This window comes from Burkholderia sp. 22PA0099 (genome assembly GCF_047497165.1).
Classification (GTDB): Bacteria; Pseudomonadota; Gammaproteobacteria; order Burkholderiales; family Burkholderiaceae; genus Burkholderia.
Map to the genome: position 1 here is coordinate 2,955,900 of NZ_CP163164.1, position 23,404 is coordinate 2,979,303.

Here is a 23,404-nt window from a genome sequence, read left to right on the forward strand (position 1 = left end):
TGATCGCTGTAAAACGCCCGACTGACACAGGTTTCGCATCAATAGCGAAAGCGCATCGAACATTGTGTCGCGACTGTAACGTTTGCAAGTCTAAGGATTTGCGTTAACACATTCTTTGGCTAGAATCGGCCTATCTAAAAAAGGGGGCGGTCCGGTCGTGGCGTGTCATGATCCATCGCCCGCCATTCGACGCACAGAAATCGATGACGAACCGCCGACGCCCTTTCGATATCCGCGTATCGACCCACCGCGCCGCTTTTGGCCTGCTGGCACGCAAGGCTGCCCGGGCCTGCCGCCGCTGGCTCGGCGCGGTTGCGCTGTTGGCCTCGGCGGCGGCCGTTGCGCCGGTCGCGCTGGCCGACGACGCGAGTCAGGCGCCGCAAGCGTCTCAAGCCGCCGAGCAGCAGGGGGCTTCGGCCGGCATGAATGGCACGAACGGCGCGCAGCCGTCGTTTGCCCTGTTCTACGGCAAGCGCCCGCCCGTCGAATTGCTGTCCGCCTACGATGCGGCCGTGGTCGAGCCCGATAGCGGCTTCGATCCGCTGATGCACCCACTGCCGCACACCACATGGTTCGCCTACGCGAGCGTGGGCGAAGTGCTGCCGTCGCGCGATTACTACAAGGACATCCCGAAGAGCTGGTTCGCCGGCAGCAACGCCACCTGGGCTTCGCGCGTGATCGACCAGAGCCAGCCCGAATGGCCGGCGTTCTTCGTCGATCGCGTGATTCGTCCGCTGTGGGAGAAGGGCTACCGCGGCTTCTTCCTCGACACGCTCGATTCCTATCAACTCGCCGCCACCACGCCCGAGGCGCGTGCGCGCCAGGAAGCCGGCATGGTGGCCGTGATCCGCGCGATCCGCGCGAAATACCCCACGGTCAAGCTGATCCTGAACCGCGGCTTCGAAATCCTGCCGCAAGTGCACGACCAGGTGTACGCGGTGGCGTTCGAATCGCTGTATCACGGCTGGAACCAGGCGCAGCAGCGCTATCAGCCGGTGCCGCAGGCCGATCGCGACTGGCTGCTCGGCCAGGCTCGCACGATCCGCTCGCAATACAAGCTGCCGGTGATCTCGATCGACTACTGCGCACCGGGCGACCAAAACTGCGCGCGCGATTCGATCGATCGCATCCGTGCCGATGGCCTGGTGCCGTACGTGACCGACGGCGCACTCGTGACGATGGGCGTGGGCGCGGTCCAGCCGATGCGTCGCCGCATTCTGGTGTTGCAGGACCCGCCGCCGCGCACGGACCTCAACGTGTCGCCGGGCGTGCGTTATCTGGCGATGCCGCTCAACTATCTCGGTTATCAGGTCGATTACGTCGATGCACGCGGCGACCTGCCGGCCGGCCCGCTGTCGGACCGCTACGCGGGCATCGTGCTGTGGCTCAACAACGACGTGCCGCGTGGCGCGGCCTATCGCGCCTGGCTCGAAGCGCAGGTGGACGCGCACATGCCGATCGCCGTGTTCACGTCGTTCGGCACGCAAATGGACGGGAAGCTCGCCGCCAAGCTCGACCTGACGATGGTGGACGGTGCGCCCGACAAGGGCCGCCTCGACGTGGAATCGTTCGATCCGAAGCTGATGGGCTTCGAGATGAAGCCGACGCCCGATCCGCGCGACTACACGGCGGTGCGCGCCGGCCCGCACAGCCGCTCGCTGCTGCGCCTGCGCTCGGGCCGTTTCGAAATCGACGGCGCGGCGATCACGCCGTGGGGCGGCTACGTGATGCGGCCGTTCGGCGTGTATTCGCTGGCGGCCGTCAATCAGGCGCGCTGGGTCGCCCAGCCGCTCGAATTCCTGCGCGCCGCGCTGCGCCTGCCGAGCGACATGCCGGTGCCCGACACCACCACCGAAAACGGCCGCCGCCTGCTGATGTCGCATATCGACGGCGACGGCTTCGCCTCGCGCGCCGAGTATTCGACGCCCGACATGCCGAACACGCAAGCCTTGCCGGCCTATTCGGGCGACACGCTGTATCGCTTGCTGCGCGATTCCGGCATGCCGACCACCGTCTCGCTGATCGAAGGCGAGGTGACCGACGCCGGCCCGTTCCGCGGGTTCGCGGCGCACCTGCGCGAGCTGGGCCGGAAGATTTTCGAGCTGCCGAACGTCGAGGTGGCCACCCATACCTATACGCACCCGCTGCAATGGATGCGGGTCACGGGGTTGGGCGTGTCGGACGACGACGCGCCGGCCGAAGGCGCGGGCGACCAGGACAACACGAGCGGGCTGTCGATCAACATTCCCGGCTACAAGTTCAGCATCGATCGCGAAATCGGCGGCTCGATCTCCTACATCGACAGCAAGATCGCGCCCGCCAACAAGCCGGTGAAGATGGTGTTGTGGAGCGGCGATTGCCAGGTGCCCGCGCCGGTGCTGAAGGCCGCCTATCGGGCCGGCGTGCTGAACCTGAACGGTGGCGACACCGTGATCACCAAGACCTATCCGAGCTGGACCGGCATCGCGCCGCTGGGCGTGAACAAGGACGACTACTTCCAGGTGTTCGCGCCGAACCAGAACGAGGAGCTGTACACCGACCTCTGGCACGGCCCGTATTACGGCTTCAATCGCGTGCTCGAAACCTTCGCGCTGACCGACGCGCCGATCCGCTTCAAGCCGATGGACATCTACTACCACATGTTCTCGGGCACCAAGCTCGCGGGCGTGAAGGCGCTGCAGGAAATCTTCAAGACCGTGCTGGCGCAGCCCGTCACGCCGGTGTTTTCGAGCGATTACGCGCGCAAGGTGCTCGATTGGCTCGACGTGAGCGTGGCGCGCGACGGCGACGCCTGGGTGGTGCGCGACGCGGGCCGCCTGCGTACCGTGCGGCTGCCGGTCGGCAAGGCGCCCGACTTGCGTACCGCCACCGGCGTGGCCGGTTACACGCCCGGCCCCGGCGGCACCTATGTGCACCTGACGGGCAGCGAGGCGCGCTTCAGCGTGATCGATGCCGCGCGTGCGCCGCGCGTGCCGTACCTGGCCGACGCCAACGGCGTGCTGAACCACTTCGAGCGCACGCCGCGCGGCTTCTCGTTCGACCTGCATTCGCTGATCGCGCCGCAGTTCCGGCTCGCCAATGCAGGCGCCTGCCGCGTGACCCGTCAACCCGTTTCCTCCGATCCTTCGAACCTGCATGTTGACGTCGCCTGCGACCTCTGACCGCCAGCGGTTTTTCCCGCTGCCTGCCGTTATCGCCGTCGGTGCGCTGGTGGGCGCGATGCTGCTGCTCGCCTATCCGCGCGGCAAGCTCGACGCGCCGGCGCTGGCCGGCACGGACAGCCTGTCGATCGCGTACCTGGAAGCCTGGCTGCGTATCGAACCGAACAACGCCGACGTGCAGACGGCGCTGACGCGCGCGTACCTGCGCGGCGGCCGCAGCACCGACGTGATGCGCATGATCGACCGGCTCGACGCCTCGCACGACGCAGCGGCACGCCTGAACGCCCTGGCGATCCGCATTTCGATCGCGCAGCGCAATCTCTATTCGCTGAAGCCGAACGATCCGGCCCGGCCGGCGCGGATTCGCGAACTCGACGCGCTGCTTGCGCAGGCGGTGGACCACCCTTGGGATCTCGAAGCCCTGACGGCCCTTGCGCGTCAGGCGCGCGGCCTCGGGGACAACGCGCTGGCCGGTCGCTATTACACGCAACTGGCGCAACGCGACACGGCGCATGCCGACGCGTGGCTCGCCGAGCTCGCAGCCACCCGGCTGGGCGGACAGAACTACCGCGAGGCGGCCGACGCCTGGTTCACGGTACAGGCGCGCGCCACCACGCGCGCCGCGCGCCGCAGCGCCTTCATCTCCGGCGTCAAGGCGCTGCAGGCGGGCAACGACATGCAGGGCGCGATGAGCGCGGCCCAGGCGCATGTCGGCAGTCTCGCCAGCGATCCCGATACGCTGCGTTTCCTGTCGAACGTAGCGCTGGCCGCCGGCCGGCCGGATCTCGCCGCGCAATACGTGACGCGCCTGCTGCAGGTGCTCGGCGACGCCGGGCGCCCGGACGCACCGGGCTTGCGCCATGCGGCGCCCGACGTGCGGGCCGCGAGCCTGCATGCCGTACCGGCCGACCGCCGCGGCGCGCGCGCGAAAGCCGACGCACGGGCACTGGCCGCGGCGGGCACGCTGGTCGAACAACACAACGCGCAGGGCACCTGGTTGCGCGCCGCGTGGCTGCAACCGGCCGCGCCGCGCGCCCGGCCGAGCCTGCGCGACGCGGCGCTGCGTGCCGGCGACACCGTCCATCTGGTGCGGATCGCCGCGCCGTCGAACGGCCGTGTCGCCTCGGGCACGATCGCGCCGGATTCGGCCCCTGCCTCGCAGGCCGCAGCCCCGACACAGGCGAGCCAGGCTCAAGCCGCCGAGCCGGAGGTCCAGCAAAAGGCCGGCCAATCGGATTTCGATCTGGCCTACCGCGTGTTCCTCGCCGCCGGCGACGTGGCCGGCGCCGAGCGCGTGGCGCGTCAGGCGCAGGCCCGCGATCCGGGTTCGGCGAGCTGGCACGAGCGGCTCGCGCAGGTCGCGGAATGGAATCACCACCCCGACGTGGCGTTGGCCAACTACCTCGCGCTCGCGCAGTCGCGCGGCGACGCGCGTGCCTGGCAGCAGGTGGCACGCCTCGCGCCGGGCGTCAACGACCAGCGCGCGATGCTGGCGCTGACGCTGTATCAGGCCGATGTCGCGCCGGGCGACATCAAGCGCATCGATGCCGCGGTGACCGCCTACGAATTGAACGCCGACCCGGACGGCGCGCTGCGCTTCCTGCAGGCGCGCTTCAAGGGGCCGATCGGCCAATTGGTGCGCGAACGCTACGCCCGGGTGGCCGAGCGCAAGGGCGACGACGACCTGGCGCTGCGCACCTGGCAGGATCTCGAACGCGACGACGGCCCGAACCCGGCCTACGCGCTGAAGATCGCCACCATGCTTTACACGCGCACGCGTTTCGACGCGGCGCTTGCCGCGATGAATGCGGCCAAGTCCAGCGCGAAGCCGGCTGACCAGGATTTCTGGCGCTTTTACGCGATGCTCGGCACCACCACCCAGCAGCAACGGGATACCGGCGCGGGCTATCGCGCGCTGCTGGCGGGCGGCCAGGCCAACCGCGACGATCTCGAATCGATGATCGGCTTCTACGACGATTCGCCGATCGATGCCGCGCGGCTGGCCGAATTCGGCTATCGCCAGACCGGCAACGTGCGGATGCTGACGCAGGCGCTGTATTACTACGAACGCGCGCATGCGCGCGGCCGGATCGGCCCGCTGCTCGCCTCGTTGAGCCCGGAGCAACTGGCGGTGGCCGAGCAATCGGCACCGTTCCTGCTGGCGCGTGCGCAGTACGAGCGCGATGCCGGCCGCCAGGACGACGTGGCGCGCGACGTGCAGCGCGCCCTGGCGCTCGCGCCGGACAGCACCGAAGCGCAGGTCACCTGGCTCTGGTATCTGAACGACCGCGGCACCGAGGCGCAATTGCGCGACACGATGCGCCGCTACTCGACCCGCGCCGAGACGGACGCGCCGCTCTGGCCGCCGATGATCGCCTCGGCGCTGCGGCTCGGCGATGGCCGCCAGGCGCTGCATTACCTGCGCAAGCAGGCCGACGCGAACCGTCAGGACCCGCTCTGGCGTCTCACGTTCGCCGATGCGCTCGAACTGGAAGGCCGCGCCGACGAGGCGTGGCAACTGCGCAAGTCGACCTGGATCGAACTGGCGCGCCGCCGCCGCGATCCGCAGGCCGCGCCGCTGCCGGACGCCGAGCGCGAGGATCTGGCGGGCCGCTTCGTCTCGCTCACCACCCAGTTCGGCACCGGCGATGCGTCGCGCGCCGTGCTGATCCAGATGCTGCGCGCCGACGCGGCCGGCGACGAGGCCGAGCAGGGCACGCCGTATCAATCGCAACTCGGCGATTTCGCGATGCTGCCGCCGGTCAAGCAGCAGGCGATCCGCCGCGAGCAGCGCGTGGTGTCGGCCATCGCGCGCGAGGCCGCCGTGTCGTGGGCGCAGGCGCAGCAGGAGCCCGATCTCGAACACGCCTGGCTGACCAAGCTGTTCATCGACCGCAACAGCCGCCCGGTGTACGCCGAGGCGCAACTGGCGATCGACGACGGCGACGTCAACACGCTGAACCGTCTGCTCGACACCTTGCCCGACCTGATCCCGCGCCAGAACCGGGTGGACGCGCAGGTGCTGACGGGCCGCCTGACCGACGCGCAATCGAGCGCGTATCAATCGCTGATCAACACGCCGAACGACGACGTGATGCAGCAGCAGTTGCGCGAGACGGCCATGAAGAGCGCGCAATCGGTGGAAGTCGCCACGCGCTACAGCAATCAGGGCGCGCTGCACTTCAATGAGCAACGCGCCTCGATCGGCGCGCGGCTGACCGACACGCAGAGCGTGCGGCTCGGCTATCGCCAGCGCGAGCAGTCGTCCGATTCGTCGACGCTGCCGAACATCCCGAGCCAGGACCGCGTGCTGGAGGCGATGTACAAGCACACCGGCCAGTACGACGACGAAACCGTCACGGTCGGCCGCCGCGAGGCGCTGCGCAACATCACGACCGCTCGCGTCGAGGGCCGCACGCGCCTGAACTCGAAGCTGACCCTGAGCTACGCGGTCGGCTACAACCAGGACGCGACCGAAAGCACGCAACTGACGGTGGGCGGCGTCAAGGATCTGGCGTCGGTCGGCCTCAGCTACCAGCTCGATCCGCACTGGTTCGGCAGCGGCCGCTACGAATACTCGCGCTTCCACGGCCAGGACCGCACCTTCCTGGGCAACGGCCATCTGGTCGAGTTGACGGCCGGCTACAAGATCAAGGCCGACTACCCTGATTACACGATCCGCGCGGTGTTCACGCATGGCCAGTACAGCACCGCCAATGCGGCGGTCAGCGGCCGGCTCGCACAGATCCTGCCGGACGGTTCGCCCGCCACCGCCGCGTCGTTCATGCCGCAGACCTTCACGCAGGGTGCGCTGCTGTTCTCGTTCGGCGACGATCCGAACGAGAACTATGCGAAGGGCTGGCGGCCGATGTTCTCGGCCGGGCCGGTGCGCGATTCGCGCGCGGGCTGGACGGGGCAGGTCCAGGTCGGCCTGGCCGGCAGCGTGTTCGGCGGGGATCAGGCTTTGCTGTATGGGCTGTATCAAGGGGCGTCGTCGAACAGTTCGACGTCCGTCAAGGAAATCGGCGCGCGATATCGCTGGCTGTATTGAACGCAATTCTCAGGAGAAACGCATGAACACGAACCACGCATCGCGGCGCTTCCGGGCGGCCGCGCTGGTCTGCGCCGCCACGCTCGCCGTTGCCGCGCTTGGCGGTTGCGCGGTGGTCGACCGCAGCGCGGCAGTGCCCGCGTCCAAGGGCGACGCCTGGACCGTCCTGCCGATCGCCAACCACACGGAAACGCCGCAGGCCGGCCAACGTGCGGGCTCGATCGCGCAAAGCCTGCTGCGCACCTACGGCTACCAGAACGTGGTGCCGTATCCGGGTGGCGGCGACGACGAAACGCTGTTCGATCCGGCCAAGCCGGACGCGCAGCAGAACGCGCTGAACTGGGCGCGCCAGCAGAACATCCGCTTCGCGCTGACCGGCTCGGTCAACGAATGGCGCTACAAGGTGGGCGTGGACGGCGAACCGGCCGTCGGCCTGAGCTTCGACGTGATCGACGTGCAGACCGGCAAGATCGTCTGGACCGGCACCGGCAGCCGCACCGGCTGGAGCCGCGACGCCGTGTCGGGCGTGGCGCAGAAGCTCGAGCGCGATCTGCTCTCGCCGCTCGCCCGTTGAATCCGGGGTAGCACGGACGTGACGAATCAGAAGGCAGGCGCGATGAATCCGACATCGACATCGATCAGGCGGTGGGCATGAATACGCAGGCAAGGGGACCGGACCCGGGCGGTTCGCGGCAGTCGCGCACCGTTCGTTCGACCGGCGTGGCCGCATGGTGGAACACGCTGATCGCGCCGCCGGACGGCAGCACGCGCCGGCGCGTGGTCGCGCTGATCGAGACGCTGGTGGTCACGCTGGTTGCGGTGGGCCTGTGCCGTGCATTCATGGCCGAGGACCCGCTGTTGATCCACTCCGGCTTCGGCTGGATCTGGCTGGTGCCGGTGATCATCTCGCTGCGCTACGGCTCGGTATTCGGGCTGGTGTCGGGCTTCGTGGTGCTGGCGGCCTGGTACGTGCTGTATCCGTCGGTGCCGGTGGCGCCAAGCCTGCCCCTGGCCGGCGGGGCGTCGGCCGTGTTCGCGGGCGACGTCGCGCATGTGAAGCCGTTCCCGATCGGCTTCTTCTTCGGCGGCTTCTTCCTGACGCTGCTGACCGGCCAGTTCGGCGATATCTGGATGTCGCGGCTGCGGCAGAACCGGATCGCACACGATTATCTGTCGGAGCGCCTGTCGATCCTGACGCGCAACCAGTTCATGCTGCGGCTCTCGCACGAGCGCCTGGAGCAGGATCTGCTGAGTCGTCCGGCCACGCTGCGCGATTCGCTGGCGCGGCTGCGCACGGTGGTGTTCGACCAGTTGCCCACGCCGCCGGAGCAGGGCGACGTGGCGCTGCGCGGCGCGCAGGCCTTCCTCGATTCGGCCGCGCAGGCGGTGCAGCTCGAAGTGGCTAGCGTGCACGCCTGGCGCCATGGCGGCCCGGCCGCCGAAGTGGCGGCCTCGGTGGGCGGCGCGCAACCGCTCGACGTGCACGACCCGCTGGTGCGCGAGGCGATCGACACGCGCCATCTGGTGCACGTCGACGCGCAGGCGCACGCCACGCCGGCCTCGATCGGCAGCCGCTATCTGGCCTGCGTGCCGCTGCTCGACGTCAAGGGCGAGCCGGTCGGGCTGGTGGCGATCGAACGCATGCCGTTCCTGGCGCTGACGCGCGACAACCTGCAGTTCCTGCTGGTGCTGTGCAACTTCTACGCGGACGGCGTGCGCCATGCCGAAGTCACGCGCGAGATGCTGGCGGCGTTCCCCGACTGTCCGCACCGTTTCGCGCTCGACTATGCGCGGCTGGTGCATTTGCGCCGCGATTCGCGCGTGCTGTCGTCGGTGGTCACGCTGGTGTTCGAGAACGACGAACGCAGCGCCGCGCTGTGCGAGCACGTGGTGCGCACGCGCCGCGCGCTCGACTCGCAATGGGAAATCGTCACGCCGAGCCATCGCGCCGTGCTGACGCTGATGCCGCTGTCGGGCAACAGCGGTGCGGACGGCTATCTGCTGCGCATCGAGGACAACCTGCGCGCGCAGTTCGGTGTGGATTTCGAGAGCGCGCACGTGGCGGTGTATTCGATGAACGTGCCGGCCCAGGACCCGATGCGTCCGCTGGTCAAGCTGATGGAGCATTGTGGTGTCGCCGGCTGACCCGCGCCTCCCGGCCGGCGAGGCCGGCCCGGCCCCGGCGCGGCGCGACGGCGGTGCGCTCGGCGCGCTGCTGGCCGTCATCGCGCTGCTGATCGCACTCGCGCTGCAGGCCTATGCGTGCCTGACCAGCCTGCGCAGCGTGCCCGACCTGTCGGCGCTCTGGCTCGGCGGGCTGCCGGCCGACGCCGCCGCCGTGGCCGCGTCCTCGCGCGTCAACACGCCGCTGTTCGTCACCTGCCTGCTGATCCTGCTGGTGGCGGCCGTGTTTGCCACCGCCGGCTCGGTGCGCCTGCTGCCGCGCCGGCTGCGTCCGGCGCGCTGGCCGGGCGTGGTGCTGCTCGGCTTCTTCAATTTCGCGGTGCCGTTCGGCGGGATTGTCTGTGCGCTCGGCGCGTTCGCGCTGGCGCGCGTGCTGCCGGCCAATCGCACCAACCTGCCGGTCACCTCGGTGGAAGAGCCGGAGTTCGCCGAATACCTGATCGGCTCGGTGTCCTACGGACGCGGCGCACGCCTGAAGGCCGAACTGCGCAACGCGGATGCCAGCGTGGATTTCCGCATGACCGCGCTGCTGGCGATGCAATCGCTGCCGGTGCGCACGATCTCGCCGATCCTGCAGGAAATGCTCGCCGATCCGCTCGACGACATCCGCCTGCTGGCCTACGGCAGCCTCGAAAGCAAGGAAAAGGCGCTGACCCAGCGCATCACGGCCGAGCGCAGCGCGCTCGACGGCGCGGGCGCGGCCTCGCTCGATTCGACCGAACGCGCCCGCATCCTCAAGACGCTGGCCGAGCTGTACGGCGAGCTGATCTATCAACAACTGGTGACGGGCGACGTGTACGACAACGCGATCGCGCAAGCCGACCGCTTCGCCGAAGCCGCGCTGGCGCTCGCGCCGGGCGACGCCGCGCTGTGGCGCCTGCGCGGCCGTCTCGCGCTGCTGCGGCGCGACCTCGACGCGGCCGACGCGATGCTCGAACGCGCCATCGACAGCGGCTTCCCGCGCGACCGGATGCTGCCTTACCTGGCCGAAGCGGCCTACCTGCGCCGCGATTTCGTGCGCGTGCACGGCCTGCTCGGCGCGATGGACCGTCACGCCGTCACGCCGACGCTGCAGGCCGCCCTCGATTTCTGGCAGCCGGAGCCCGACGCGGCTGCGGTCAGCGCCTCCCGCGAATGAGTTCAGCCATGACGACACCGCCCCCGACCGCGCTGCCGCGCGCCGCCTCCGCCGACGTGCTGCTGCTGCTCGAAGGCACGTTTCCGTATGTGAGCGGCGGCGTGTCGAGCTGGGTCAACCAGATGATCCGGGCGTTCCCGGAGCACAGCTTCGCGTTGTGCTTCCTCGGCAGCCGCCCGCAGGACTACACCAGGCAGCACTACGCGCTGCCCGACAACGTGGTGCATCTGGAGAATCATTACCTCTACGATTTCGCGCCGCCGCCGCTGGTCAAGAAGATGAGCGGCGACCCCGAGGCGTTCGCCCGTTCGGCCGCGCTGCACGAAAGCATGCGCAACCCGGCGATGCGCACGATGGGCGCGCAACTGCTCAAGGACATGCTGGCCGACCTGAAGCCGGGCGGCGCACTGAGCGAGGACGCGTTCCTGTATTCGAAGGAAGCCTGGGAATACCTGACCGACCAGTACCGCAAGCACTGCACCGATCCGTCGTTCGTCGATTACTTCTGGACCGTGCGGATCATGCACAAGCCGCTCTGGCAACTGGCGCGGATCGCCGAAGCGCTGCCTGCCGGCAAGGTGCTGCATACGGTGTCCACCGGTTACGCCGGCTTTCTCGGCGCGCTCGCGCATTACCGCACGGGCCGCCCGCTGCTGGTGTCCGAACACGGCATCTACACCAAGGAACGCAAGATCGACCTGTTCCAGAGCGAGTGGATCCGCGACAACCGCAGCATCTTCGAGCGCGACGTGTCGCAGGTCGGCTATTTCCGCGATCTGTGGGTGCGCTTCTTCCAGGCGCTGGGCCGCGCGTGCTACGACGCGTCGAGCGACATCATCGCGCTGTACGAAGGCAACCGGCAGCGCCAGATCGTCGACGGCGCGCCGGCCGAACGCACCGGCACGATCCCGAACGGCGTGAACCTCGCGCGCCTCGCGTCGCTGCGCGAGAAGCGCGCGGCCGCGGTGCCGAAAACGCTGTGCCTGATCGGCCGCGTGGTGCCCATCAAGGACATCAAGACCTTCATTCGCGCGATGCTGACCGTGCTGCGCCGCATGCCGGACGCCGAGGCATGGATCGCCGGCCCGGAAGACGAGGATCTGGCCTACGCGCAGGAATGCCGCGCGCTGGTGGACAGCCTGGGCCTGAAGGACAAGGTCAAGTTCCTCGGCTTCCAGAAGATCGACGAACTGCTGCCGAAGTGCGGGATGCTGGTGCTCAGTTCGATCTCCGAAGCATTGCCGCTGGTGGTGCTCGAAGGCTTCGCGGCGGGCGTGCCGTCGGTGACCACCGATGTCGGCTCGTGCCGCCAGTTGATCGAGGGCCTGCCCGGCGAGGATGCCGCGCTGGGCGCGGCGGGCCGCGTGGTGCAGATCGCCGACCCGCGCGCGCTGGCCGAGGCCGCGCTCGACCTGTTCGAGGACGACAACTGGCACGCCGCGCAGCGCGCCGGGATGGCGCGCGTCGAGCGCTATTACACGCAGGACCAGATGATCGGTTCGTACCGCACGCTGTACCAGCGCCTGATCGCGGCGCCGGCGCAGCCGGCCGCGGGCGGGCCGCTGGCCTGCCCGATGCACTGAAGGAGGCCGCGAACCATGGCCGGAATCGGATTCGAACTGCGCAAGATGCTCCGTCGCAACACGCTGACGGGCATGATGCAGGCCTATACCTATGCGGGGTTGATCGGCGCGGGGCCGTGGGTGCTGTCGATCGTCGGGATCTTGCTGATCGGCGTGCTCAGCGTGCCGTTCGTCACGCCGACGGGGGCCGTCACGCAGTTCCAGGTGTCGGTGACCTATCTCATCGCGGTATCGCTGGTGCTGACCGGGCCGTTGCAGCTCTGGTACACGCGCTTCACGTCGGACCGCCTGTTCGAGAAGCGCCGCGACCTGGTGCTGCCGAACTTTCACGCCGTGATGCTGGTGGTGACGGCCGCCTCGGCCGTGATCGGCGCGCTGGTCACGCTGTTCGCGTTCGGCGGCCAGACGGCCGGCTACCGCATGCTGATGCTGGCCGGCTTCGTGGTGATGAGCAACATCTGGATCGCCACCATCTTTCTGTCGGGCATGAAGCGCTACGTGGCGATCATCGTGGTGTTCGCGGTGGGCTATGCGGTCACCACGCTGGCCGCGCTCGGGCTCGAACGCTTCGGCCTGAGCGGCCTGCTGGCGGGCTTCGTGATCGGCCAGACGCTGCTGCTGTGCGGCCTGCTCGGGCTGATCTACCGCGATTTCGACAGCGACCGCTTCATCTCGTTCGAGATCTTCGAGAAGCGCTACCGTTACCCGTCGCTGATGCTGATCGGGTTCCTGTACAACCTCGGCATCTGGATCGACAAGTTCATGTTCTGGTACTCGGCGGGCACCGGCCAGCCGGTGATCGGGCCGTTGCGCGCGTCGATCATCTACGACATTCCGGTGTTCCTCGCGTACCTGGCGATCATCCCGGGCATGGCGGTGTTCCTGCTGCGCATCGAGACCGATTTCGTCGAGTACTACGACGCGTTCTACGAGGCCGTGCGCGAGGGCGCCTCGCTCCAGCATATCGAGCGGATGCAGCGCGCGATGGTGGAAGCGCTGCGCGAGGGCGTGTGGGAAATCCTGAAGATCCAGGGCATGGCCGCGCTGATCCTGTTCGCCGCCGCGCCTACGTTGCTGCAGTGGCTGCACATCCCGTCGCTGTACCTGCCGCTGCTCTATATCGACGTGATCGCCGCCAGCATGCAGGTGGTGTTCATGGGCATCCTCAACGTGTTCTTCTACCTCGACAAGCGGCGCATCGTGATGTGGCTGGTGGGCGGCTTCGTGGCGCTCAACGTGCTGCTGACGGCGTTCACGCTGAACGCGAACCCGGCCACCTACGGCTACGGTTTCGCGGGCGCGCTGTTCGTGGTGATGCTGGCGAGCCTCTACTGGCTCGACCGCAAGCTCGAAACGCTGGAGTACGAAACGTTCATGCTGCAATGAGCATGGCGCGGCGGCGCGGCTGACGCCCGGCCGCCGCACACCGCCTGCCGTTCAGACGCCGGCCGCCTGGTAGGTGGCCAGCGAGATCAGACCGCCGTGGCTCAGTTGCACCACGGCATGGCGGCCGTCGCGCCCGATCGGGTACGAGCAGGTGCCGCCGTCCTGGCCCAGCACGCCGCTGGACACTTCCGATTCCATCAGAAACGCCGTCGCGTCCGCCAGATAGCGCGCGACGAGCTGTTGCGCCTGCTCGCCCTGTTCGCCGCGATAGCCGCCGTGACGCGCCACCTGCAACGCGCCGCGCGAGAGCCGCACGAAGCCGAGCGCGCGGCCCGACGCCACCCAATTGCGCACCACCTGGGCCACCTCGAACGGCGCGGGCAGGCCGGTCACCTGCGGGCAGTCGAGCGCGCCGAACAGCGCCGGGTAGAGGTGGTCGAGCGCCGCTTGAGCCGCCTCGCGGCGCTGCGCGGCATGGGCCGCCGGGTTGCCGAGGCGCTCGGTGCTATCCAGATAGAAGCGGAACAGGTCGGCGAATTCGAGCGCCGTGCGCGCGTTGGCCACCGCGAACGCGGCGGCCTCGTGCTGCACGAATTCGGGGTGACGGGCGACTTCGTCCATGCCGGCCAGCACGGCCAGCGCGAGGCGGCCGTCGAGATCGACGGCCTGGAACAGCGGCGCGCCGTCCACGCCCAGTTGCGCGAGGAAATCGGTGCCGGCGGCCAGCGCGTCTTGCGTGAGCAACTGGTGGGCGTCGAGCAGCGCGCGGGCGCGCTCGAGCGCCTCGGGCGCCGCGCCGGACGCTTCGCCAGCGGCCAGCACGCGCAGGTCGTGGGCGCTCAGCGACAGCAGCTTGATCGGATTCACGAGCAGGCGCAGCGCGGGCAGCAGCGCCAGCGGCGCGGCATGCAGGCCTTGCTGCACGGCGGCCACGAGCTGGGTTTCGTCGGCGAAGTCGTAGCGCGCGTTCGGCGCGGCCACGGCCCAGGCGAACCAGGCGGTGCCGCCTTCGATGAGCGAGAGCGTGAGCCGTGCGGCCTCGGACAGGTTCGAGGTGTCGAGAATACGGCGGCCGGCAAGAGTCAGGGGCATGTCGGGTTCCTGCGATGAGAGGATGGGCTGAGGCGCGGGCGAGCGTTCAGATGCCGTGCGTCGGATGCACGAGGAGCAGGTAGCGCGTATCCACGCCGTGTGAGGCCGTATCGAGCGCGTAGAGCGTGACCACGCCCTGAACGGTGGTGGCCTGGGCGACTACGTTGCCCTGTTGCTGCGCGGTGGTGGCGTTATGCACGGCGTTCGAGAGCGCCTGCGACTGGCCCGGCGACAGATCGTCCAGGCTCACACCATGCAGGTCGCGGAGCACCTTGACGTTCACATTCGGCACGCTGGTGGCGTTGTGGATGGCGTTGGAGAGCGCCTGCGAGGTGGCGGGGGACAAATTGTCGAGCGCCAGGGCCGGCGCGTCGCCGAGCACCTTGACGTTGGCCTGCGTGACGGCGTCGGTGATCTGATTGTTGACGGCGGTGGGGAATGCCATGCTCGCTCCTTTGGCGCGGGGCCGGACGGTGGATCGTCGCTGTCGTGCGATCGCGCGGCTGCGCAATCGTGCGGCGATGGTGACACGGCCGCCGCCGGCGCGCCACCGCATTCGTATGACGACGCGCCGCGCTTCGCCGCGCGGCCCGGCGTTCAGCGCTCGCCCTGGCCGCCGCCCGATTTGCGTTGCCGCTTGGTGGCGTACATCGCCTGATCGGCGCGGTCGATCAGGCCGGTCATTTCCACGCCGTCCTCGGGCAGGATCGCGATGCCGACGCTCACGCCGAGATCGAGCTGCTGCCCCTCGAACTCGAACGGCTCGGCCACCATTTCGGTCATCCGCTCGCTCTGGCTTTGCGCGTCGGAGCGGCCGGCGATGCCGGGCAGGATCACGCCGAACTCGTCGCCGCCCACGCGCGCGACCGTATCCGAGCGCCGCACCGAACGCGCGATGCGCGCGGCCGCCTCGCGGATCGCCGCGTCGCCGGCGCGATGGCCGTAGTGGTCGTTGATCGGCTTCAGGCCGTCGAGGTCGAGGTTCAGGATGCCGAGCGCGCCTTCCGAATGCTGGGCCAGTTGCACGGCCTGGCGCAGACGGTCGTAGAACAGCGCGCGGTTCGGCAGCCCGGTCAGCGCGTCGTGGGTGGCGCGCACGTACAGCTCGTTGGTTTCGCTGCGCGCCGCGTGGAACATCGCGGCCGCGATCAGCTCCGACATCAGTTGCAGCACCTGGATGTCGGCCTCGCCGAACTTGCCGATTTCCGGCGACATCACCTTGAGCACGCCCACCGTCGTATCGAGGTGGCGCAGCGGCGTGACCAGCATCGAGCGCAGGCCGACGCGGCGGCAGGCCTCGCGGTCCACGCGCTCGTCGAGTTCGGAATCGTCGCAGCGCAGGATCTCGCCCGTCTGCACGCACAGGCCCGACAGGCTGCCGGCGCGCTTCAGGCGCATCCCCAGCAGGTCGGTCGCAAGGCCGGCGGTGGCGCGATAGACCATGTCGTCCTGTTCGGCCAGTTCGACCACGGCGCTTTGCGCGTGCGTCAGGTGCCGGCCGCGTTCGGCGACATAGGCCATCACGCCGCCGAGGTCGAGGCCGAGCTTGGCGATCTCGGTTTGCGAGCGAACGATCTCGAGCAGGGTTTCGGCGGAGGGAGCGAAAGACGGGGGCTGGAGCGACACGGGGATGTCCTGCACGGAAGACGCATGCGCGGCGGCTCGGGCTCGGGACGCGCGGGCATCGGATTGAACCGGTTCGATCGCGCGTGCCGGGTCCGGCCGGGCCGCGCTTGCGCGCAAGGATAAAGCAAATTCCGGCGGCCGGGAGAGGGCCTGCGCGTGAATTTGTGTGACGGGCTTACGCCTGCCTTGCGCGTCGCGCGAGGGCTGTAAGCTGCGGGGTTTCGGCGCGCTCGGCGCGCGTATTCGTCAGGGCAGGACGCGGCGATGGGGCGCGGTTTTCAGCGTTGGCTTCAGACCTTCACCAGCCGCGCGAGCGTCGCCATCGCGGTATCGATATGCGGCGCATCGATGCCGCCATAGCCGAACAGCACGCCCGGCACGGCCGGGATGTGTGCGTGGAACGCCGACAGCCCGATCAACGCGATCGACGCCTCGCGCGCGGCGGCCAGCAAGCGCGCCTCGTCGAGCGCGGCGCGAAACGGCGCGGCTACGTGGATGCCGGCCGACGCCGCCACCGGCGCGAACCACGGCGCGAGTTCGCCGTCGAGCCAGGCCGCGATGCGCGCGCGCCGCAACGCGTATTCGCGCGCCATGCGCCGCAGGTGCCGGCCGAACGCGCCGTCGAGCATGAAGTGCGCGAGCGCGGCCTGCATCAGCGTGCCCGAATGCCAGTCGGCGATCTGCTTGACCTTCAGCAGCGGCGCGATCAGCGGGCGCGGCGCGATCGCATAGCCGATCCGCAACTCGGGAAACAAGGTCTTCGAGAACGTGCCGACATAGGCCACGCGGCCGTCGCGGTCGAGGCTCTTGAGCGGTTCGAGCGGGCGGCCGTCAAAGCGGAATTCGCAGTCGTAGTCGTCCTCCAGCACCACCGCGTCGCGGCGGCGCGCCCAGTCGAGCAGCGCGACGCGGCGCGCCAGGCTCATCGGCATGCCGAGCGGGAACTGATGCGACGGCGTGGCGTAGACGAAGCGCGCCGCGTCGGGCAGTTGCTCGACGATCAGCCCCTGCGCGTCCACCGGCACGCCGATCACCGTGGCGCCGAGCGCCTCGAACGCGGCGCGGGCGGGCGGATAGCCGGGCTCCTCGACGGCCACCACGTCGCCGGGGCCGACCAGCGTGCGCGCGAGCAGGTCGAGCGCCTGTTGCGCGCCGTTGGTCACCACCACGTCCTGCCAACTGCACGCGATCGCGCGGCTGAAGCCCACGTAGCGCGCGATCCCCACGCGCAGGTTCGGGTCGCCGGCCGCGTCGCGATATTCGCCGCTGCCGCGCGATTGCGCGCGGATCGCGTGGTTCAGCGAGCGCCGCCAGTCGCCCCACGGAAAGCGCGTCTTGTCGGTGATGCCGCCACGGAAATCGAACGCGAGCGGCGGCGTGGAGATCGGCATCGCCAGATCGACGGGCACGCGCGACCACACTTCATGGGCGCGGGCGGGAAGCTGCGGGAGATCGGCGGGGTCGGGAAGCGGATCGCGGGCGGCGCGCCTGGCGTCGGGCGCATCGAGTGCGTCGAGCGCGTCGTCCGGCGGCGCGAAACCCGACGCGACGAACGTGCCGTGCCCGGCGCGCGTCTCCAGATAGCCTTCGCTGGCGAGCCGTTCGTAGACATCGAGCGTGGTCTTGCGCGACACGCCCAGTTGCTGCGCGAGATCGCGCGTGGACGGCAGCCGCGTGCCGGCCGCGAGCCGCCCGCCGACGATCGCCGCGTGCAGTTGACGGTAGAGCTGGCCGGCGAGATCGCGACGGCCGTGGAGACTGAGCTGGAGATCCAAGCGCGGCGGTCCTGCGGGGTGGGAGACGGCACATTCTGGCACGCCTGCCGCCGGCGACGGCGCGCTCAGAGCACGTTCAACATCGCCAGCGCGGTTTCCTGCAACGGCGGCAAGGCGCGCGCGAGCGCCGCCTCGGGTGTTTCGTTGCCGATCGGCATGTTGGTGCTCAAGGCCGCCACGACTTCGCCCTGGCGGTTCTTCAGCGGCACCGCGATGCCGCGCACGCCCACCTGCAACTGCTGCTCGATCAGCGCGTAGCCGTCGTCGCGCGCCTGCGCGATCAGTTGCTGGAGGCGGCTTTTATTGGTCAGCGTGTGCGGCGTGTAGGGCGGCAGCTCGGTGGCGTCGAGCCACGCGGCCACATCCTCGGGCGTGTGCCGGTGGCCGAGCAGCACCACGCCGGCCGAGGCCAGCGGCGCCGGCACGCGCGCGCCGAGCACGAAACCGGTGGTCATCACGCGCGACACGCCGTTGCGCGCGATCACCACCAGTTCCCAGTCGTCGAGCACGCTGACGTAGGCCGATTCGTTGAGCGTCGCGCTCAGTTGCTGTAGATACGGCTGGACGGTGCGCGGCAGCCGCGCCGAATCGAAGTACGACCAGCCCACCCGCAGCACGCGCGGCGTGAGGCCGTAGAGCCGGCCGTCGGTATACACGTAGCCGAGCGATTCGAGCGTGAGCAGATAGCGGCGCGCGGCGGTGCGCGTGAGGCCGGTGCGCGCGGCCGCCTGGGTGGGCGTCATGCGCGCGTGTTCGCTGTCGAACGCTTCGAGGATCATCAGGCCTTTTTCGAGGCCGGCGATCCAGTCGCGCTTGTCGAGTGGGGTTTTCTTCATCGCAGGTCAAACGGGCCGGAAGGCCGGGCTGAAGCGGGCGGCGGCGCGAGGCATGGCACCGCGCGCCGCCCGGCGGACGGGCGCCTCAGGACGCCGCCGGTGCAATCCGCATCCGGGCCGCGACGATCACCGAGATCAGGCAGCCGAGCGCCAGATAGCCGGCCACCAGGTGCCACGAGCCGCTCGCGAGGCTGACCAGGCCCACCGCGATGAACGGCGTGAACCCGCCGCCCACCACGCTGGCGAACTGGTAGCCGACGCCCGCGCCGCTGTAGCGGTATTCGGCGCCGAACAGCTCGGTGAACAGCGGCTGCTGCACGCTGACCACCATGTCGTGCGCGATGTTCGCCAGCATTACCGCGAAGATCACGATCCACACCGTCGAGCGCGCTTCCAGCGCCACGAAGAACGGCACGGCGGCGGCCAGGCCGATCAGCGCGCCGATGATGTAGATGCGGCGCAGGCCGAAGCGGTCGGCGAGCCAGGCGAAGCAGGGGATCGTCACGCAACTGATCGCGCCGACCAGCAGGCCGATGTTCAGGAACAGCTCGCGCGACATGTGCAGGTTGGTGGTGGAGTAGCTCAAAGCGAACGCGGTCACGATGTACATCGTGAACAGCTCGGCCAGGCGCAGCGCGATGATGAACAGGAACGCCTTCGGGTGACGCGTCAGCGCCTCGAGCACCGGCATCTTGAGCTTGTGGCCGGTCTTCTCGACCTTCTGCACGAACTCCTGCGATTCGTCCATGCTGGCGCGCACCCACAGGCCGATCAGCACCAGCACCACGCTGGCCAGGAACGGAATGCGCCAGCCCCAGGCGCGGAACGCGTCGTCGCCGAGCGTGTGGCTCAGGATCGACACGATGCCGGTGGCCAGCACCAGCCCCACGCCGTAGCCGACCTGCACGCCGCTGCTGTAGAACGCCTTCTTCTTCTGCGGCGCACTTTCCACCGCCATCAGCGCCGCGCCGCCCCATTCGCCGCCCACCGCGAAGCCTTGCAGCGCGCGCATCGCGACCAGCAGCACCGGCGCCCACCAGCCGATCGACGCGAACGTCGGCAGCAGGCCGATCGCCACCGTCGACAGGCCCATCATCATCACCGTGATGACCAGCATCTTCTTGCGGCCGAGCCGGTCGCCGTAGTGGCCGAACACCACGCCGCCGAGCGGGCGGAACAGGAAGCCCACGCCGAACGTGGCGAACGCGGCGAGCGTGCCCATCGTCGGGCTGACCTTCGGGAAGAACTCGGCGTTGAACACCAGCGCGGCGACGATGCCGTAGAGCAGGAAGTCGTACCAGTCGACGACCGCGCCGACGAAACTGCCGATCGCGGCCTTGCGGGCCTGGGCGCGGGCGCGCTGGGCGCTCGCCTGGTCGAGTGAATCGAATGCGGGGGTCATGTGGCGTCTCCTGTCGTGCTGGTCCCGGTTCCGGCCGCGTGGCGGGCCGGAGTTCACATCGCGCCTGGCTGTCGTCGCGATGAAATTGCTCGCAGCATAGGGGCGCGGCGGCGGCTCGACAATGCTTGGCGAACGCGGGAGCGCGATTATCGTTCAATTGCGTGCGATCATCGAACGTTTTTCGGGTTAGCACTAGGGCGAAAATTCGCCGGAGCCCGAGCGACGCTGCTGGAAGCGCCCGATTGCCGAGCGGGTTCGATTCGCTTCAGACTGTCGCGAAACGCCGGCCGACGCATCGCCCGCGTGCCACGCCGCAATCGGCGCTTGGGCTGTAATGAACGATACGGTTAAAATTGCGGCGATGTCGCAGCCGGCCCCGGGCCGCCGCCGAGCCTTGCCACGCCACCCCCGCTTCTGGAGACCACGGATGTCCAGCCACTTTCCCAAGTCGTCCGCGACGCCCCCCGTTACCGCGGACGACAACCCGCTCGGCATGGCCGGCCTCGAATTCGTCGAGTTCGCCGCGCCGGCGCCCGACGATCTCGCGCGCCGCTTCGAGCAACTGGGATTCAAGGCGATCGCCCGGCACGTCAGCAAGGCGGTGACGCTGTACCGGCAGGGCCAGATGCATTTCCTGCTGAACGCCGAACCCGATTCGTTCGCCTCGCGCTACGCCGAGGAATACGGCATGGGCGTGTGCGCGATCGGCATCCGCGTGGACAGCGCGCAGCGCGCGTTCGACCGCGCACTCGAACTCGGCGCGTGGGCGTTCGAGGGCGAGCGGATCGGCAAGGGCGAACTGGCGATCCCGGCCATTCAGGGCATCGGCGATTCGCACATCTATTTCGTGGATCGCTGGCGCGGGCGCGGCGGGTTGACGGGCGGGGTGGGTGACATCTCGATCTTCGACATCGATTTCCGCCCGATCGACCCGGCCACCGCGCAGGCGGACCTGCATCACGCGGGCAGCGGGCAGCTCGTGCAGGTCGATCACCTGACGCAGACGGTCGGCGCGGGGCGCATGCGGGAATGGCTCGATTTCTATCGCGATCTGCTGCATTTCCGCGAGATCCACGAGATCAACGCGAACTGGCACGTGTCGGCGGAATCGCGCGTGATGGTGTCGCCCGACGGCGAGGTGCGGATTCCGCTCTACGAGGAAGGCACGGCGCGCACGCAACTGATGCACGACTATTTGCCCGATCATCCGGGCGAGGGCGTGCAGCACATCGCGCTGGCGACCGACGACATCGTCGCGTCGGTGGACGCGCTGGCCGCCAACGGCGTGACGTTCGTCGAGCCGCCGGCCGCCTATTACGATTCGATCGATGCACGCCTGCCGGGCCACGGGCTCGACGTGGCGGCGCTGCGCCAGCGCGGCATCCTGGTGGATGGCGAGATCGTGAACGGCGTGCCGAAGCTGTTCTTCCAGACCTTCGTCAAGCGCCGTCCGGGCGAGATTTTCTTCGAGATCGTCCAGCGCAGCGGCCATCAGGGCTTCGGCGAGGGCAATCTCGATCTGCTGGCGAACGCGCGGCAGCACGGCTGACGCACGCGTTTCGATCCGTTCGGGCCGCGCGCGGCGGTCCGGCGGGTCCGATCGGCCCTTTGGCGATTCGAGCGCCGCCGAAAGGGCCGTTACCGCTCAGGCCGGCTGCTTGTAGCGCGGCGCGGCGTGCACTTGCAGGATGTTCGGCAGCATCGCCTGGCGCGCGCCTTCGTATTGCGTCCATTGACCGGCGTCGTGCAGCGTCGGGATCGTCACCGTCTCGCGCAGGTCGTAGCCGGCCAGCGCCGCGTCCACCAGTTCATCCACCTCCATCACTGCGCCGAGCGAATTCACGTCGGTTTGGGCGTGATCCCAAATTTCCGTGCGCGTCGCGGACGGCAGGACCGCCTGCACGTACACGCCCTTCGGCCCCAGTTCAAGCTGCAGGCCGTGCGACAGGAAGCTCAGGAACGCCTTGGTCGCGCCGTAGACCGACAGACCGAGTTCCGGCGCGAACCCCACCACCGAACTGATATTGACGATCGCGCCCTGGCCCTCGCGCGCGAAACGCGGCGCGACGGCCGCCGCCAGGCGGGCCGGCGCGGTGGTGTTCAGCGTGATCAGCTTTTCGATGGCGTCGGGCGTCTGGTCGACGAAGCCGCCGGGAATCGTGGTGCCGGCATTGTTGACGAGCACGCCGATCGACGCATCGTCGCGCAGGCGCGCTTCCACGCGGGCCAGATCGGCGGATTGCGTGAGGTCGGCGTTGAGCGTTTCGACGTTCACGCCATGCGCGGCGCGCACGCGGGCGGCCACATCGTTCAGGCGCGACTGGTTGCGGGCGACCAGCACCAGATCGTGGCCGCGTTTCGCGAAACGGTCGGCATAGACGGCGCCGATGCCGGTGGATGCGCCGGTGACGAGGACGACGGGAAGCTTCGACATGCTGATTCTCCAGAGAGGAACGTAGGGTAAAAACGGTCATCCGATTTATTCATGATGACCGTCATGTATTTAATCATGATGTCTGTCATGTATCATGTCAAGCATCGAATGGGAGGGCGATATGAGAGTCAGTCGGGAGCAGGTGGCCGAGAACCGGCGAAAGATCCTGGAGGTGGCAAGCGAGTTGTTCCGCGAACGCGGCTTCGACGCGGTGACGGTGGCCGACGTGATGAGCGCGGCCGGCCTGACGCACGGCGGCTTCTACGGCTATTTCAAATCGAAGGAAGACCTGATCGCGCAGACGCTGGCCGAGCTGGTGAAGGGCGAGGACCGGACCGAACTCGACATGCTCGGCTATGCGGCGGGTTACCTGAGCACGCAGCACCGGGACCAGTGCGCCACCGGTTGCCCGGTGGCCGCGCTCGGCGCGGAAGCGGCGCGGCAGGCGCCCGAGGTACGCGCCGCGCTGGGCGGCAGCGTGGGGCGGCAGGTGGCGCGCTTCGCGGCCGGCATGAAGGGCGTGGCGCCCGGGGAAGCTCGACGCGCGGCGATCGGCGGATGGTCGGCGATGGTCGGCGCGGTGATTCTGTCGCGCCTCAGCGACGATCCGGCGCTGTCGGAGGAAGTGCTGCGCGAAACGCTGGCCTGGATCGACGAGCACGCGCCGCACGGCGATTCGGCTGCCGCTTGACGCGCTTTTTTATATCCGGGTAAATGTTGGGTCGTTCGCCTTCGG

The 23,404-nt window shown here is 68.9% G+C and carries 16 protein-coding genes; 9 read left to right on the forward strand and 7 right to left on the reverse strand.

The genetic code is table 11. The annotated features are described in order from the left end of the window. Positions 1 to 203 precede the first annotated feature (203 nt). The 7 genes from AB4851_RS13030 to pelG all read left to right on the forward strand — a co-directional run bounded on the left by AB4851_RS13030 (position 204) and on the right by pelG (position 13,503). Complete coding sequence (locus AB4851_RS13030) at positions 204 to 3,161, forward strand: bifunctional glycoside hydrolase 114/ polysaccharide deacetylase family protein (protein ID WP_414447549.1); 2,958 nt, start codon at positions 204 to 206, stop codon at positions 3,159 to 3,161. Continuing rightward, complete coding sequence (locus AB4851_RS13035; RefSeq protein WP_414447550.1) at positions 3,136 to 7,212, forward strand: tetratricopeptide repeat protein; 4,077 nt, start codon at positions 3,136 to 3,138, stop codon at positions 7,210 to 7,212. The genes AB4851_RS13030 and AB4851_RS13035 overlap by 26 nt, the downstream gene beginning before the upstream one ends. A 22-nt stretch (positions 7,213 to 7,234) precedes the next feature. After that, positions 7,235 to 7,786: a penicillin-binding protein activator LpoB gene (locus tag AB4851_RS13040; RefSeq protein WP_414439253.1), complete on the forward strand. Its 552-nt coding sequence runs from the start codon at positions 7,235 to 7,237 to the stop codon at positions 7,784 to 7,786. 77 nt (positions 7,787 to 7,863) lie between these two features. Then, complete coding sequence (locus AB4851_RS13045; RefSeq protein ID WP_414447551.1) at positions 7,864 to 9,357, forward strand: PelD GGDEF domain-containing protein; 1,494 nt, start codon at positions 7,864 to 7,866, stop codon at positions 9,355 to 9,357. Beyond that, complete coding sequence (locus AB4851_RS13050) at positions 9,344 to 10,534, forward strand: sugar ABC transporter permease (RefSeq protein ID WP_414447552.1); 1,191 nt, start codon at positions 9,344 to 9,346, stop codon at positions 10,532 to 10,534. Before AB4851_RS13045 ends, AB4851_RS13050 begins: the two co-directional genes overlap by 14 nt. 8 nt (positions 10,535 to 10,542) lie before the next feature. Continuing rightward, positions 10,543 to 12,117 (forward strand): GT4 family glycosyltransferase PelF, encoded by a 1,575-nt coding sequence (gene pelF, locus AB4851_RS13055; RefSeq protein ID WP_414447553.1) that lies wholly within the window; start codon positions 10,543 to 10,545, stop codon positions 12,115 to 12,117. Positions 12,118 to 12,132: 15 nt separating this feature from the next. Further along, on the forward strand, positions 12,133 to 13,503 hold the full coding sequence (gene pelG / locus AB4851_RS13060; protein WP_414439249.1) for an exopolysaccharide Pel transporter PelG: 1,371 nt from the start codon (positions 12,133 to 12,135) through the stop codon (positions 13,501 to 13,503). Between the two features lie 51 nt (positions 13,504 to 13,554). Here pelG and AB4851_RS13065 read toward each other — a convergent pair whose 3' ends face one another. The 6 genes from AB4851_RS13065 to shiA form a co-directional block, all read right to left on the reverse strand. Continuing rightward, positions 13,555 to 14,595: a hypothetical protein gene (locus AB4851_RS13065; RefSeq protein WP_414447554.1), complete on the reverse strand. Its 1,041-nt coding sequence runs from the start codon at positions 14,593 to 14,595 to the stop codon at positions 13,555 to 13,557. 46 nt (positions 14,596 to 14,641) lie between these two features. After that, positions 14,642 to 15,040 (reverse strand): RebB family R body protein, encoded by a 399-nt coding sequence (locus tag AB4851_RS13070; protein ID WP_414447555.1) that lies wholly within the window; start codon positions 15,038 to 15,040, stop codon positions 14,642 to 14,644. Positions 15,041 to 15,192: 152 nt separating this feature from the next. Continuing rightward, entirely contained in the window at positions 15,193 to 16,221 is a 1,029-nt protein-coding gene (locus AB4851_RS13075) for a diguanylate cyclase domain-containing protein (protein WP_414447556.1), read from the reverse strand. Between the two features lie 290 nt (positions 16,222 to 16,511). Continuing rightward, entirely contained in the window at positions 16,512 to 17,996 is a 1,485-nt protein-coding gene (locus AB4851_RS13080) for a PLP-dependent aminotransferase family protein (protein WP_414447557.1), read from the reverse strand. A gap of 65 nt (positions 17,997 to 18,061) precedes the next feature. Next, positions 18,062 to 18,832, reverse strand: a complete 771-nt coding sequence (locus AB4851_RS13085) for an IclR family transcriptional regulator C-terminal domain-containing protein (protein WP_414439244.1) — start codon at positions 18,830 to 18,832, stop codon at positions 18,062 to 18,064. A gap of 85 nt (positions 18,833 to 18,917) precedes the next feature. Then, the gene (gene shiA / locus AB4851_RS13090) at positions 18,918 to 20,234 is read right to left on the reverse strand and encodes a shikimate transporter (protein ID WP_414439243.1); all 1,317 of its coding nucleotides are present in this window, start codon (positions 20,232 to 20,234) and stop codon (positions 18,918 to 18,920) included. Positions 20,235 to 20,661: 427 nt separating this feature from the next. On the opposite strand from shiA, the gene AB4851_RS13095 reads away from it, so the two are divergent. Further along, complete coding sequence (locus tag AB4851_RS13095) at positions 20,662 to 21,783, forward strand: 4-hydroxyphenylpyruvate dioxygenase family protein (protein ID WP_414447558.1); 1,122 nt, start codon at positions 20,662 to 20,664, stop codon at positions 21,781 to 21,783. Between the two features lie 96 nt (positions 21,784 to 21,879). Here AB4851_RS13095 and AB4851_RS13100 read toward each other — a convergent pair whose 3' ends face one another. Further along, entirely contained in the window at positions 21,880 to 22,668 is a 789-nt protein-coding gene (locus AB4851_RS13100) for an SDR family NAD(P)-dependent oxidoreductase (RefSeq protein WP_414447559.1), read from the reverse strand. A gap of 121 nt (positions 22,669 to 22,789) precedes the next feature. Between AB4851_RS13100 and AB4851_RS13105 the strand changes: the two genes are divergently transcribed. Continuing rightward, positions 22,790 to 23,359, forward strand: a complete 570-nt coding sequence (locus AB4851_RS13105) for a TetR/AcrR family transcriptional regulator (RefSeq protein WP_414439240.1) — start codon at positions 22,790 to 22,792, stop codon at positions 23,357 to 23,359. Positions 23,360 to 23,404 lie beyond the last annotated feature (45 nt).

Bases quoted from the DNA above. Each gene is read 5' to 3' on its own strand.
- AB4851_RS13030 (WP_414447549.1), top strand. From the start codon at position 204: ATGACGAACCGCCGACGCCCTTTCGATATCCGCGTATCGACCCACCGC.
- AB4851_RS13035 (WP_414447550.1), top strand. From the start codon at position 3,136: ATGTTGACGTCGCCTGCGACCTCTGACCGCCAGCGGTTTTTCCCGCTG.
- AB4851_RS13040 (WP_414439253.1), top strand. From the start codon at position 7,235: ATGAACACGAACCACGCATCGCGGCGCTTCCGGGCGGCCGCGCTGGTC.
- AB4851_RS13045 (WP_414447551.1), top strand. From the start codon at position 7,864: ATGAATACGCAGGCAAGGGGACCGGACCCGGGCGGTTCGCGGCAGTCG.
- pelF (WP_414447553.1), top strand. From the start codon at position 10,543: ATGACGACACCGCCCCCGACCGCGCTGCCGCGCGCCGCCTCCGCCGAC.
- pelG (WP_414439249.1), top strand. From the start codon at position 12,133: ATGGCCGGAATCGGATTCGAACTGCGCAAGATGCTCCGTCGCAACACG.
- AB4851_RS13065 (WP_414447554.1), bottom strand. From the start codon at position 14,595: ATGCCCCTGACTCTTGCCGGCCGCCGTATTCTCGACACCTCGAACCTG.
- AB4851_RS13070 (WP_414447555.1), bottom strand. From the start codon at position 15,040: ATGGCATTCCCCACCGCCGTCAACAATCAGATCACCGACGCCGTCACG.
- AB4851_RS13085 (WP_414439244.1), bottom strand. From the start codon at position 18,832: ATGAAGAAAACCCCACTCGACAAGCGCGACTGGATCGCCGGCCTCGAA.
- shiA (WP_414439243.1), bottom strand. From the start codon at position 20,234: ATGACCCCCGCATTCGATTCACTCGACCAGGCGAGCGCCCAGCGCGCC.
- AB4851_RS13095 (WP_414447558.1), top strand. From the start codon at position 20,662: ATGTCCAGCCACTTTCCCAAGTCGTCCGCGACGCCCCCCGTTACCGCG.
- AB4851_RS13100 (WP_414447559.1), bottom strand. From the start codon at position 22,668: ATGTCGAAGCTTCCCGTCGTCCTCGTCACCGGCGCATCCACCGGCATC.
- AB4851_RS13105 (WP_414439240.1), top strand. From the start codon at position 22,790: ATGAGAGTCAGTCGGGAGCAGGTGGCCGAGAACCGGCGAAAGATCCTG.